The 12495-nt window shown below is 63.6% G+C and carries 12 protein-coding genes; 3 read left to right on the top strand and 9 right to left on the bottom strand.

Annotated elements, in window-relative coordinates:
* The first annotated feature begins 69 nt into the window (after positions 1 to 69).
* Positions 70 to 267, top strand: a complete 198-nt coding sequence (locus H7692_RS14255; protein ID WP_201927601.1) for a hypothetical protein — start codon at positions 70 to 72, stop codon at positions 265 to 267.
* Positions 268 to 279: 12 nt separating this feature from the next.
* On the opposite strand, the gene H7692_RS14250 is transcribed toward H7692_RS14255, so the two are convergent.
* The 7 genes from H7692_RS14250 to H7692_RS14220 all read right to left on the bottom strand — a co-directional run bounded on the left by H7692_RS14250 (position 280) and on the right by H7692_RS14220 (position 8562).
* Positions 280 to 1011 carry a peptidase gene (locus H7692_RS14250; protein ID WP_222137215.1) on the bottom strand — a complete coding sequence of 244 codons (732 nt, stop codon included), beginning with the start codon at positions 1009 to 1011 and terminating at the stop codon, positions 280 to 282.
* Positions 1012 to 1055: 44 nt separating this feature from the next.
* On the bottom strand, positions 1056 to 1859 hold the full coding sequence (locus H7692_RS14245; RefSeq protein WP_201927605.1) for a transglutaminase family protein: 804 nt from the start codon (positions 1857 to 1859) through the stop codon (positions 1056 to 1058).
* A 13-nt stretch (positions 1860 to 1872) separates the two neighbouring features.
* Entirely contained in the window at positions 1873 to 2817 is a 945-nt protein-coding gene (locus H7692_RS14240) for an alpha-E domain-containing protein (protein WP_222137214.1), read from the bottom strand.
* A 63-nt stretch (positions 2818 to 2880) separates the two neighbouring features.
* A complete protein-coding gene (locus H7692_RS14235; RefSeq protein ID WP_227340406.1) occupies positions 2881 to 4278 on the bottom strand; it encodes a circularly permuted type 2 ATP-grasp protein in 1398 nt (465 codons plus the stop codon).
* Between the two features lie 415 nt (positions 4279 to 4693).
* Positions 4694 to 7429: a preprotein translocase subunit SecA gene (secA, locus tag H7692_RS14230; RefSeq protein ID WP_222137212.1), complete on the bottom strand. Its 2736-nt coding sequence runs from the start codon at positions 7427 to 7429 to the stop codon at positions 4694 to 4696.
* Between the two features lie 104 nt (positions 7430 to 7533).
* A complete protein-coding gene (locus H7692_RS14225) occupies positions 7534 to 7791 on the bottom strand; it encodes a hypothetical protein (protein ID WP_227340405.1) in 258 nt (85 codons plus the stop codon).
* Positions 7792 to 8046: 255 nt separating this feature from the next.
* Positions 8047 to 8562 carry a hypothetical protein gene (locus H7692_RS14220; RefSeq protein WP_227340404.1) on the bottom strand — a complete coding sequence of 172 codons (516 nt, stop codon included), beginning with the start codon at positions 8560 to 8562 and terminating at the stop codon, positions 8047 to 8049.
* 110 nt (positions 8563 to 8672) lie between these two features.
* On the opposite strand from H7692_RS14220, the gene H7692_RS14215 reads away from it, so the two are divergent.
* Positions 8673 to 9482 carry an SDR family oxidoreductase gene (locus H7692_RS14215; RefSeq protein ID WP_201927620.1) on the top strand — a complete coding sequence of 270 codons (810 nt, stop codon included), beginning with the start codon at positions 8673 to 8675 and terminating at the stop codon, positions 9480 to 9482.
* 9 nt (positions 9483 to 9491) lie between these two features.
* Here H7692_RS14215 and H7692_RS14210 read toward each other — a convergent pair whose 3' ends face one another.
* The gene (locus H7692_RS14210; protein ID WP_227340403.1) at positions 9492 to 10187 is read right to left on the bottom strand and encodes a lysoplasmalogenase family protein; all 696 of its coding nucleotides are present in this window, start codon (positions 10185 to 10187) and stop codon (positions 9492 to 9494) included.
* Positions 10188 to 10261: 74 nt separating this feature from the next.
* On the opposite strand from H7692_RS14210, the gene trmFO reads away from it, so the two are divergent.
* A complete protein-coding gene (gene trmFO, locus H7692_RS14205; protein WP_222137208.1) occupies positions 10262 to 11608 on the top strand; it encodes a methylenetetrahydrofolate--tRNA-(uracil(54)-C(5))-methyltransferase (FADH(2)-oxidizing) TrmFO in 1347 nt (448 codons plus the stop codon).
* A gap of 376 nt (positions 11609 to 11984) precedes the next feature.
* Here the strand turns inward: trmFO and H7692_RS14200 are convergent, their stop codons facing one another.
* Positions 11985 to 12452: an EF-hand domain-containing protein gene (locus tag H7692_RS14200; RefSeq protein ID WP_201927623.1), complete on the bottom strand. Its 468-nt coding sequence runs from the start codon at positions 12450 to 12452 to the stop codon at positions 11985 to 11987.
* Positions 12453 to 12495: the final 43 nt, after the last annotated feature.

Here is a 12495-nt window from a genome sequence, read left to right as displayed (position 1 = left end):
AGCACAGCGGCAGGGGTTCGATTCCGCCATCATGCGCGCAACAGGCGACGGTATGGAAGGGAATGTGGAATGAGCAAGAAGACCGAAAAGAAGCCCGCCGAGTTGAGCGACACCGATCTCGAAGCGGCGGTGGGCGGCGGTTTCACCGGCGGTGTCTATGTCGCGACCGGCGATGTCAATGGCGACGGCGCCTCGGCGCACGAGCTCGCACATGTCGTTCAAGGCGGGTCGACCAAGAACTCCACCGGCGGCAGCCGCAACGGCTGACCGCGCGCCGCATCAAAAACGAAAGTCGGGAAGCTCGGCCAGCGCGATCCCCAGCGCTTCTGCCCAAGCTTCGGACACGCGGCGGAAATAGGGGTCGTCGCGCTCAAAGCGGCGCTCAAGCACGCCGACAAAATCGTCGCGCTCGTGGATCTTGAGGTCGATCGGCAAGTCGACCCCCGCATTGGCGCGGATCGTCGAATCGAACGAGACGCAGAGCAGCTTTACCGCATCCTCGAACGACATGGCGGGGTCATAGGTGCGGACGATGATCGGACGGCCATATTTGGTTTCCCCGATCTGGAAAAAGGGATTGTCCTCGCCCGCCTCGATGAAATTGCCTTCGGGATAGACGAGGAACAGCCGCGGCTCGGCGCCCTTGATCTGCCCGCCGACGATCAGCGAAGCGCGGAACAGCGACTCGGCTTCGGGCCCCTCGTCGGTATGCCGCTTGACGATCTGGCGAAGCGTTTCGCCGACGATCGTCGCGACCTGGAACATCGACGGCGCTTCGAGGATCGAAGGATGGCGCTCCTCGGGCGCCTTGGTGCGCTCGTCGAGCAACGCGACCACGGCCTGCGTCGTCGCGAGGTTGCCCGCCGACATCAACGTGATGACGCGCTCGCCGGGCACGTGCCAGCTGCGCATCTTGCGGACCTGCGAAATATCGTCGACGCCGGCGTTGGTGCGGGTGTCCGACATGAACACCAACCCCTTGTTCAGCCGCATCCCCACGCAATAGGTCATCTTGTCCTGTTTCCCAGCCCCGCCAATCCGGTCGTCCGGTCCGCTTATTGCTGGACCTGCAATTGGACAACCAGATTTTCCTCGGCGACGCCATAGCGCATGCCGCGCACCGGCGCCGCGTCATGATAATCGAACCCGGTCGCGACGCGGATGTACCGCTGGTCGGGCGAGTGGCCATTGCTGATGTCGAAACCCACCCAGCCGATATGGTCGAAATGCGCTTCGGCCCAGGCGTGCGTCGCGTCCTGATGCGTCCGGTCGTCCATCATCAGATAGCCCGAAACATAGCGTGCCGGATGGCCGAGGTGGCGCATCGCCGCGATGAAGATATGGGCATGGTCCTGACAGACGCCGCCCTCGCCCGCGAGCGCCTGTTCGGCGGTCGTCTCGGCTGTCGTGATCCCGATACGATAGGGCAGCGCCTCGATCACCATCTCCGACAGTGCGTGCGCGCGTTCGATGCCCGATGCGAAATCGCGGCCGAGCTGCGCTGTCAGCGCCCGCACGCCGCGCCCCGCGCGCGTCCGCGGCGTCGAGCGTAAAAAGCTCCACAGCGGCATCGGTCCGCGATGTGGACCGATCACCCCGTCGATCGTCAACAACTCGACATCGCCGGTGCAGCGGATCACGAGCTCTTGCGAGCCGCCGTCGACCGCGATCAGGTCGACGCCATTGCCATGATGGTCGGTGTAATGAAGCTGGTGCTCGCCACCTTCGATCGCGATCTGCCAATCGTGAACGACCTGCTGGTCGGGGCGATCCTTGGCGGTCAGCTTGACCTGCTGCAGCGCATAGGAGACCGGCACATCATATTGATAATGGGTGACATGTTCGACCTTCAGGCGCATTTCACTGCCTCGCTCATTCGACGAACCGGAAATCGCGCTCGATCTGGCGGGCGAGCGCGGCGTTGGCGGAGAGGAACTCGGTGATATATTCATGGAGTCCCGCGTCGAAGATCGCCTGGATCGGCCGCGAAAGCCGGTCGCGGCACATCGACGATGCCATCCGCGCCGCCTCCGGCTCCTCGTCATAGCTGCGGTGCAGCCAGCCGAGATTGCTGTTCATCTTGTCGCAGCAAAAGGCGAGGCTGCGCGGTAACTGGCGATAGAGGATCAGAAATTCGGCGATCTTGAGCGCGCTGATCTCTGCGCCGTACAGCCAGCGATAGGCGCGGTGCGCCGACACCGACCGCAGGATCGTCTCCCACTGCACATTGTCGATCGACGTGCCGATATGCGCGACCGAGGGAAGCAGCAGATAATATTTGACGTCAAGGATGCGCGCGGTGTTGTCGGCGCGTTCGAGGAACGTCCCGAGCCGCGCGAAATTGTAGCCGTCGTTGCGCAGCATCGTGCCCGCAAATGCACCGCGCACTTGCGCGCTCTGTTGCCGGATCGCGGTGAGCGTGTCGGGCAGATCATCCTCGCGCACCTGCCGTTTGAGGTCGGCGCACAGCGTCATCCAGCTCGTATTGACCGCCTCCCAAACCTCGCGGGTTAAATAGGTGCGCGCGGTGCGTGCATTGTCGCGTGCGTGCTTGACCACCGAGAGGATGCTCGACGGGTTCGCAGGGTCGCGCAGCATGAAATCGACGACCCGCGACGAGCTGTAATCCTCACCATGCGCGTCGCGGAAAAGCTGATCCTGCCCCGCCGTGACGAGCACCGACCGCCATTCGGCCTGCGCGGTGCTCGACCGCGTCAGCGCGATGCGGAAACCTGCATCGATCAACCGCGCATTATTCTCGCTCCGCTCAAGATAGCGCGCCATCCAGAAGAGCGATCCGGCGGTCTTGCCCAGCATCTTATAACCCCTCCCCTTCAGAAGAGGGGGCTGAGAAACGAAGAGGCAAGATGGAATCCAGCATCAATCCTCCAGCACCCACGTATCCTTGGTCCCGCCGCCCTGACTCGAATTGACGACCAGCGACCCCTTGGTCATCGCGACACGCGTCAGGCCGCCGGGGGTGATGCGGATACCTTGCGGCGACATCAGCACGAACGGGCGCAAATCGACGTGCCGCGGCGCGAGCCCCGCTTTGGTAAAGATAGGAACGGTCGACAGCGACAGCGTCGGCTGCGCGATATAATTGCCGGGGTTCGCCTCCAGCTTCTTGCGGAATGCTGCAATGTCCTTCTTGCTCGCCGCCGGGCCGACGAGCATGCCATATCCGCCCGACCCGTGAACCTCCTTCACCACCAGCTCGGGCAGCTTGTCGAGTACCTCGCGCAGATGCTCGGGGTCCGAACAACGCCACGTCGGCACATTGGAAAGCAGCGCCTTTTCGCCCGTATAAAATTCGATGATGTCGGGCATGTAACTGTACAGCGCCTTGTCGTCGGCGATGCCCGTCCCCGGAGCATTGGCGATGGTGATGCCCCCGGCGCGGTAGACGTCCCATATACCCGGCACGCCGAGCATGGAGTCGGGCCGGAAATTGAGCGGATCGAGGAAGTCGTCGTCAACGCGGCGATAGAGGACGTCGATCGGCGTATAGCCCCGCGTCGTGCGCATCGCGACGCGCCCGGCAACGACGCGCAGATCATGCCCCTCGACCAGTTCCGCCCCCATCTGGTCGGCCAGAAAACTATGTTCGAAATAAGCGCTGTTGTGGATGCCGGGGGTCAGCACCGCGACCGTCGGCGTGCCACCGCATGCGGGGGGCGCGCAGGCCGCCAGCGACTTCAACAGGTTGAGCGGATAATCGCTGACCTCGCAAATGTCGATTTTCGCGAACAGTTCGGGAAACATCTGGAGCATCGTTTCGCGGTTTTCGAGCATGTAGGAGACGCCCGACGGGGTGCGCGCATTATCCTCCAGCACATAAAATTCGTTGGCACCGGTGCGGACGATGTCGATGCCGCTGATATGGGTGTAAACACCACCCGGCGGGTCCATTCCCATCATCATCGGCAGGAAAGCCTCATTGCGTGCGATCAGTTCGACGGGGACGCGCCCCGCGCGCAAAATCTCTTGCCGGTGATAAATGTCATGAAGAAAGGCGTTGAGCGCACGCACGCGCTGCTCGATTCCGCGCGACAGGCGCCGCCACTCGCTCGCGGCGATGATGCGCGGCACGACGTCAAAGGGGATCAGCCGCTCATCGGCGTCGTCGGCGCCATAGACGTTGAAGGTGATGCCGGTGGTACGGAAAAAGGCCTCGGCCTGCTGCGCCTTGCGCTGGATGCGAGCGACATCCTCGGCCGCGAACCAGTCGCAAAAGTCGCGATAAGGCGGCCTCGTGTCGCCCCCATGGCCCGTCATTTCGTCGAAGAAGGAAATGCGCCGGCCCTTTCTACGCAGCATGCCATCGACAGGCCGCGCGGCGCGCGGCACGCGGCACCCATTGTTCCAGCTGCAGGGCGCTTTCCGGCTACGTGGCCGTCGAGCTTATGAAAGGGATGCTAATCAGGCGTCCGCGCTTTGGCAAGCGGTCTCATGGCGCCGATTGATATGCCAGGATCAGGGGTTTGCTCGCATTAAGCCCCTCCCCTTTAGGAGTGTCAGGCCGGTCATGCCCCCGGCATGACCTAAACCGTCCGAGGGACGGTTTACCTGACACTGGGTTGGGGTGGGGACCATCGGCCTTGCGCAAGGCCGATGGTCCCCACCCGCTGCGACTAAGCGAGCAAGCTCGCAAGTCTCGCTGCCCTCCCCTGAAGGGGAGGGCATGATTGCGTCAAATCGCCCCGTGGCAATGCTTGTATTTGCGGCCTGACCCGCACGGACACGGCGCATTGCGGCTGATTTCGAGCGCCGCATAGGGATTTTCACCCCTTGCGATGTCGTGCTTGGGCACCTGCATCGGCGGCAGCGTATTCGCGATGACGCCGAGCGATCCGGCATCATGGTCGGCGCTGTTGTCCTCGCCCGTGAAGGGGTCGATGTGCGTCGTCAGGAAATCGGGCAGTTCAGGGAGCGGCATCGGTTCGGGTTCCTGGAACTGGAAATCGATCCGCGCAACGGTGCGTGTCACATCCTCGCGGATGTTCGACAGCATGCGCTCGAACAGCGCAAAGGCCTCTTGCTTATACTCATTGATCGGCTGCTTCTGCGCATAGGCGCGCAGGAACACGACCTGCCGCAGCGCGTCGAGCGTCGCCAGATGCTCCTTCCAATGATGGTCGAGCGTCTGGAGCAGGATCGACTTTTCGATCCCGCGCCACGTTTCCTGTTCGACCTGTCCGGCCTTTTCGGCAGCGGTCGCATCGGCCATTTCGCGCAGCCGCTCCTCGAACACCTCGGGATCGACCGCATCTTCCTGCATCCACTCGTCGATCGGCGGGTGGAGGTCGAGGATATTGGCGACGCGCTCCTTCATTTGGGCAATGTCCCACTGTTCGGGATAGCTTCCCGGCGGGCAGGCGTCGGCGACAATGGCGTTCACCGTCTCGGCGCGCATATCGACCATCACATCGTCGACGGTCTCGCTGTCGATGATCTCGCCGCGCTGTTCATAGATGACCTTGCGCTGGTCGTTCATGACGTTGTCATATTCGACGACCTGCTTGCGGATGTCGTAATTGCGCGCCTCGACCTTCTTCTGCGCGGTCTCGATCGCCTTCGACAGCCATTTCGACCCGATCGCCTCGCCATCCTCCAGATTCTTGTTCATCATCTTGGCGAACAAAGTGTCGGGACCGAAGATGCGCAGCAGATCATCGTCGAGGCAGAGGTAGAATTTCGACAGGCCGGGGTCGCCCTGGCGTCCCGAACGGCCGCGTAGCTGGTTATCGATACGGCGGCTTTCGTGCCGCTCGGTTGCGAGCACGAACAGGCCACCCGCAGCCTTCACCGCCTCGCGCTCGGCGGCGACCTCTTCGCGGATGCGCGCCTCGGCGGCATCGCGCTCCGGACCGGCGGGCATGTCCTTCAGTTCGTCCTCGATGCGGAATTCCTCGTTGCCGCCGAGTTTGATGTCGGTCCCGCGGCCCGCCATGTTGGTAGCGATCGTCACCGCGCCCGAACGGCCCGCCTGCGCGACGATGTGCGCTTCGCTTTCGTGGAAGCGGGCGTTGAGAACGCTGTGCGCGACGCCTTCCTTTTCAAGGAACGACGACAGCAGCTCGGACTTTTCGATCGACACCGTGCCGACGAGAACCGGCTGGCCGCGCTCCTGCGCCTCGCGGATCGTGCGCGCGATGGCGCCGAACTTGTCGGTGATATTCTTGTAGAACTCGTCTTCCTCGTCGATCCGCGCGATCGGACGGTTGGTCGGGATCGTGACGACGTTCATCTTGTAGATGTCGAAGAATTCGGCCGCCTCGGTCGCGGCGGTGCCGGTCATGCCCGAAAGCTTGGGATACATGCGAAAATAATTCTGGAAGGTGATCGACGCGAGCGTCTGGTTCTCGGGCTCGATCTTGACGCCCTCCTTCGCCTCGACCGCCTGGTGCAGGCCGTCGGACCAGCGGCGGCCGTCCATCATGCGCCCGGTGAATTCGTCGATGATGACGACCTTGCCGTCCTTGACGATATAGTCGGTGTCCAGCTTGAACATCACGATCGCCTTCAGCGCCTGATTGACGTGATGGACGACCTGCGTGTTCTCGATGTCATAGAGGTTGCTGCCCTGAAGCAGCCCCGCGGCTTCGAGCAATCGCTCGACATGCTCGGTGCCGTCTTCGGTCAGGTTGATCGACTTGGACTTTTCGTCCTTTTCATAATCATCGTCGGTAAGCTGGTGGACGACCTCGTTGACGCGGACATACATTTCCGACTTGTCGTCGGTCGGGCCGGAGATGATCAGCGGCGTTCGCGCTTCGTCGATCAGGATCGAATCGACCTCGTCGACGATGCCGAAATTGAACGCACGGTGGACCATCTGCGCGCGGTCGAACTTCATATTGTCGCGCAGATAATCGAACCCCAGCTCGTTGTTCGTCGCATAGGTGATGTCGCTGTTATACGCATCGCGCCGCTGCATTTCATTGAGGTTGGGAACGATGACGCCGGTCGTCAGACCGAGGAAGCCATAGACCGCGCTCATCCATTCGGCATCGCGGCGGGCGAGATAGTCGTTGACGGTGACGACATGTACACCCTTGCCTTCAAGCGCGTTGAGGTAGCAGGGAAGCGTCGCCATCAGCGTCTTGCCCTCGCCCGTCGCCATTTCGGCGATTTCGCCGCGGTGGAGGACGACGCCACCGATCATCTGGACGTCAAAGTGGCGCATGCCGAGCGTGCGCTTCGACGCCTCGCGGACGGTCGCGAAGGCTTCGGGCAATATATCGTCGAGCGTTTCACCGGAAGCGAGCCGGTCGCGGAACTTCTGCGTCTGCGCCTTCAGCATATCGTCGTCATAGGCTTCGAGCGTGGGTTCGAAGGCGTTGATCTTGTCGACGATCTTGCGGATCGACGCGACATAACGGTCGTTCGACGAGCCGAACAGGCTTTTGGCAATGCCAGAAAACATCAAATTATCCTTGGATTTCAATTTGGGAAAGCGACGCTGAGGCCGCAAATAGAGATGGGTCCCGCGCGGACGGGACGGTCAGCGCGCCAACGGCGCGCTTCCTGCTATTCGAGCGCGCGGTCGCTGCGCGTCAAAAGTCCGGGAGTGTGCGGCGGTGCGGACTTGCGCGGCCGGGTGCACGGCATGTCCGAGCTGCGCCGGGTCGCGGGCGTCGCGGCGGGGCGCCGATTGGCGTTGTCCGCCTCAGCCTTGTTCGCCGCTTCGGTAATCAGGACGAGCGACCCCATCGCCGCGGGTGCGGCGGGTGCGGCAACGGCACGGTCGGCAGTCGCCAGACCGGTCAGCAGCGCCAAAAGGGTCAACAACAAACGCAAGGACAGGCCCCTCATTACGTCCAGCCGACGCGCTTTGCGCGCCAGAGCCTGAACATAGGGTGAAAGCAGTGCTCAGTCTAGGGGAGCGAGTCGTTCGATTTGGGCCTAGGCGCGAACACTGATCTTTCCGTCATCCCGGCGAAGGCCGCGACCGCGCCGGTGCGTAAAACCGAGAGGGTGAGATCCCGGCCTTCGCCGGGATGACGAGGAAAAGAAGACGCGCATGAGGAACAAAAGCGACCCTCATCCCAATTGCGGGTTCAACGCGCGAACCTCGCCCAGGAAACTCCTGGGCTTCTTGAAATATTTGCTGTTCCGATTGACCTTCAGCCCGACGATTTCGGCGAGTTCCATCACGAAATGGACGCAGTTGCGTTTGCCCAGATTATGGCTCGGCTGCTTGCGCTCGCTCCATTCGCGAACCTTGGCGACCAGTCGCGCATGGGTCGCATCGTCGACCGTTACGCTGAACTGGCGGTCGCTCTTCGCGATATAGTCGGGATTCGACGATTCGACATGTCCCTTGACCGATCCGAAAAGGATCGCCGGACTGACCGACGTCGCCGTGAAGCCATAGCTTGCATCGACCGCTTCGCCCGACGCGTCGAGGCGACCCTTCATCACGATGAAGGCATGGGGAAAGCGGTCGCCGAAATCATGGCTGTAAAAGCTGACCACGACATCGGCGCGCGCCGGAAGCGATGCGCCCGCACAAAAGACAAGCAAGCTCAACAGGATCAGGCGCAGGCCGCGAAGCATCGCCGCCCTCCTAACAATCCCGCGCCCACGATGCCAAGCGGCGATTGCTGCTTGACCTTTGCCACGCGCTCGCATCAATTCGGACTTACACCGATGTCAGGAGGGACAGGATGGGGCGCAAGGCGATTTTCATTACCGGTGGCGGATCGGGCATCGGCCGCGCGGTCGCGCGCCACTTTGCCGCGCAAGGCTGGTTCGTCGGCATCGCCGACGTCAACCGCACGGGGATCGACGAGACCGCTGCACTTCTTCCCGAAGGCGCGTCGTCGCGCCACGTGATGGACGTGCGCGACCGCGACCAGTGGCGCGCCGCGCTCGACGAATTCGCCGCCGCGTCGGGCGGGCGGCTCGATGTGCTGTTCAACAACGCCGGCATCGGTTCGGGCGGCCAGTTCCTCGACATGCCGCCCGAGGAGGCCGACCGGCTGATCGCAATCAACTTCGGCGGGGTCGTCAACGGCATCTATGCCGCGATGCCGCTGCTCCGCGCGACGCCGGGGGCGACGATCCTCAACACCGGATCGGCGTCGGGATTTTACGGCGTCGCGGGGCTTGCCGTCTATTCGGCAACCAAATTCGCGGTACGCGGCCTGACCGAGGGGCTGGAAATCGAGTTCGCCAAATATGGCGTCAAGGTGCGCTCGCTGATGCCCGGGTTCATCGACACGCCCCTGCTCGATCAGGTCAGCGCCGACAGCAACGAGCCCGCACGCACGCGGCTCGCCGAAGGAGGTTTCGAAATCTCCCCGGTCGAACGCGTTGCCGAAGCGGCGTGGGAGGCAGTCCACGGCAACCGCGTCCATGTCCCGGTCGGCAAACTCGCCAAACGCCTCGCGCGCCTGTCGCGCTGGTTCCCCGGGCTGATCGCCAAACAGTCGAAAAAGATCGACGGCCTCGGCGCGGTGTCCACCCCGCATTGATACGCCCGGTCAGTCGGAATTCGGTGAGCGGTTATCGATGACCCGTTCGCGCGCCAGAGTGCCGACCACACCCCATCCGATCAAGGCCTGCCCCGCAAAATAGAGCGGCCAGACAAGCCAGACCGTCACCGATTTCGACAAATTGCCGCTCGCCCCGGCAAAGATGAACAGGTCGCTCGCCAGGAACATCATCGCGCCGGTGCCTGTGCGATAGCGCGGGAAACGGCTCGCCCAGGCGGCTGCCGCCATCACCGCTACGCCGCCGGTATAGGCGATCGCCGCCCCCATCTGCAGCAACGGCGCCTCGCGCGTCAGCGACCAGGCAATCAGCAGCGACATCGGGACGAGCACCCAGACGAGCAGACGCTGCGACGGTGAGAGCGCGCGGCGTCGATTCCGCAGGTAGAGCGTGATCGCGATCAAATGGCCGACAGCGAAAGCCGCCGCGCCCTCAAGCATCCCGACCGCGTCGAGCAGCCAGTCGCCGAGCGCACCGAATGCGAGCGCCGCGGCGATCATCCGTCCGCCGCCATCGCGCGCGTTGGCCCAGGCCCAGACCGCGAGCAAACCGACACCCGACGCCTTCCACAAATGAACCGCCGGACCGTCCCAACCGGCCAGCACCGCGCCGAAATAGCTTGCGCTGCCCAGCAGCGCGGCGAGCCACAGCCAGCGTGCGCGATCCCAGCTCGATTCCCCGCTCATTCCCGCCCCTTTGCATCTTGGTCCCAACCGGCCTAGTGCGCGGCGAACGAAGTGCAAGTCAACGGACACGGTAAATGGGTCACGATATTCACATCATCGGCGGCGGCCTCGCGGGCTCCGAAGCGGCGTGGCAGCTCGCCGAAGCGGGTTTCCGCGTCCGCCTCTCCGAAATGCGCGGTGGCGGCGACATGACCCCGGCGCATCAGGGCGACACGCTGGCCGAGATGGTCTGCTCGAACAGCTTTCGCAGCGACGATGGCGACAGCAACGCCGTCGGCCTCCTCCACCGCGAAATGCGCGCGCTCGGCTCGATCATCATGCGCGAGGCCGACGCGACCAAGGTGCCAGCCGGATCGGCGCTTGCGGTCGACCGTGACCTGTTTTCGGGCGGCGTCACGCGCGCGCTGTCCGAGCATCCGAACGTCACCATCGTCCGCGAACGCGTCGACACGCTGCCTGCCGAGGGCCTGACGATCGTCGCGACGGGACCGCTCACCGCCGCGAGCCTGGCGGAGAGCATCGGCGCCGCGACGGGCAGGGATGCGCTCGCCTTTTTCGACGCCATCGCGCCGATCGTCTATCGCGACAGCATCGACATGGACGTCGCGTGGATGGCGAGCCGCTGGGACAAGGTCGGGCCGATCGGCGACGGCAAGGACTATATCAACTGCCCGATGGACAAGGAGCAATATCACGCCTTCGTCCAGGGCCTGATCGACGGCGACAAGACCGAGTTCAAGGAGTGGGAAAAGGACACGCCCTATTTCGAAGGCTGCATGCCGATCGAGGTAATGGCCGAACGCGGCGTCGAAACCTTGCGCTTCGGCCCGATGAAGGGCGTCGGCCTCGACAATCCGCGCACCGGGCGCTGGCCCTATGCCGTCGTCCAGCTGCGGCAGGACAATGCGCTCGGCACGCTGTGGAACATGGTCGGTTTCCAGACCAAGCTCAAGCATGGCGCGCAGGTCGAACTGTTCCGCACCATCCCCGGCCTCGAAAAGGCCGAGTTCGCGCGGCTGGGCGGGCTGCACCGCAACAGCTTCATTCGTTCGCCCGAACTGCTCGACGACCAGCTTCGCCTGAAATCGGCGCCGCATATTCGCTTTGCGGGACAGATCACCGGCTGCGAAGGCTATGTCGAAAGCGCCGCCATCGGCCTTGTCGCCGCGCGCTTCGCTGCCGCCGAACTCGCGGGCCGCACGCTACCGCCGCCGCCGCCCGAGACCGCACTGGGCGCACTTCTCGGCCACATCACCGGCGGCGCCGATGCGGCGAGCTACCAGCCAATGAACGTCAACTTTGGCCTCTTCCCCCCGCTCGCCGAGGACGTCCGCAAGAAGGACCGCAAACTCGGTTACACGCAGCGGGCAGGCAAGGCGCTGGCGGAATGGATGAAGCTCGCGGAGGGCGTGGCGGCTTAACCGAACACGGCTGGGATGGGGCGTCAGAACGGCGGTTTTGGGGTGGGGAGCGGGCGTTCAATAATACCCTCGTCACCCCGGCTTGACCCGGGGTCCCGCTCAGCGGCGCCATAGAAGCGGGACCCCGGATCAAGTCCGGGGTGACGATACTGTGAATGTCACTTTTTAGTCGATTCACGTCATTGCGACCAGATCGGGAGCGAATGGAGAAAACGGGGTGGAAAGCGGACTTGCTCACTTAGTTTCGTCATCCCGGACTTGATCCGGGATCCACGGCCGCGCTGAAGTCATGGACCCCGCGTCAAGCCCGGGGTGACGACGAACCGCGATTGCGACTTTTGGTCCTTTTCGGACAGTCCGCCCTGTCTCTACTTCTTCAGCAACGACACTTCGGCTTCGCCGCTCGCTTCGGCGCGGTCGTCGCGAACTCGGCGCGGGTCAGGTCGCCCGACTTGTCGGCGTCCGCGCCCGCGAAACGCTCGCTGGTCGCCGCCGCCCACTCCTCGAAGGTCAGCAGATTGTTTCCGTCCTTGTCGAGCTTGCGGAACGCGGCGGTGCGCGTCGACAGCATCTCGACTCGGCTGATTCGTTCGTCGCGGTTGCGATCGTAACGATTGAAGCGCCGCTCCTCGCGCGATGCCTCCTTCGCGGCGGGAAGTTCGGGCGGGGCCGGACCGCGGGTAGGCGCATCGGCTCCAGCGACAGGAATCGCCGGCAGCGCCGGTGGCGGCGCAGGCACGACCGCCTCATCGCCGCCCTGACTATGGCCTTTCCACAGGAACACCCCACCGGTCAGCAGCAAGGCGCTCGCCAAGCCACCGACCAGAAATCGCGAAACCGCCATCGCTCGCCCTCGCCCAACCCGGACGGGCAATCTATCGCGGGAT

The sequence above is a fragment of the Sphingopyxis sp. P8 genome, from assembly GCF_020622175.1.
Classification (GTDB): Bacteria; Pseudomonadota; Alphaproteobacteria; order Sphingomonadales; family Sphingomonadaceae; genus Sphingopyxis; species Sphingopyxis jiangsuensis.
This window is presented reverse-complemented; position numbering and strand designations above follow the sequence as displayed.

Excerpts from the sequence above, each read along its gene's own strand:
- H7692_RS14200 (WP_201927623.1), bottom strand. The coding sequence starts at position 12,452 with ATGGCGGTTTCGCGATTTCTGGTCGGTGGCTTGGCGAGCGCCTTGCTG.
- H7692_RS14255 (WP_201927601.1), top strand. The coding sequence starts at position 70 with ATGAGCAAGAAGACCGAAAAGAAGCCCGCCGAGTTGAGCGACACCGAT.
- H7692_RS14245 (WP_201927605.1), bottom strand. The coding sequence starts at position 1,859 with ATGCGCCTGAAGGTCGAACATGTCACCCATTATCAATATGATGTGCCG.
- H7692_RS14210 (WP_227340403.1), bottom strand. The coding sequence starts at position 10,187 with ATGAGCGGGGAATCGAGCTGGGATCGCGCACGCTGGCTGTGGCTCGCC.
- H7692_RS14215 (WP_201927620.1), top strand. The coding sequence starts at position 8,673 with ATGGGGCGCAAGGCGATTTTCATTACCGGTGGCGGATCGGGCATCGGC.
- H7692_RS14240 (WP_222137214.1), bottom strand. The coding sequence starts at position 2,817 with ATGCTGGGCAAGACCGCCGGATCGCTCTTCTGGATGGCGCGCTATCTT.
- H7692_RS14235 (WP_227340406.1), bottom strand. The coding sequence starts at position 4,278 with ATGACGGGCCATGGGGGCGACACGAGGCCGCCTTATCGCGACTTTTGC.
- H7692_RS14250 (WP_222137215.1), bottom strand. The coding sequence starts at position 1,011 with ATGACCTATTGCGTGGGGATGCGGCTGAACAAGGGGTTGGTGTTCATG.
- secA (WP_222137212.1), bottom strand. The coding sequence starts at position 7,429 with ATGTTTTCTGGCATTGCCAAAAGCCTGTTCGGCTCGTCGAACGACCGT.
- trmFO (WP_222137208.1), top strand. The coding sequence starts at position 10,262 with ATGGGTCACGATATTCACATCATCGGCGGCGGCCTCGCGGGCTCCGAA.
- H7692_RS14220 (WP_227340404.1), bottom strand. The coding sequence starts at position 8,562 with ATGCTTCGCGGCCTGCGCCTGATCCTGTTGAGCTTGCTTGTCTTTTGT.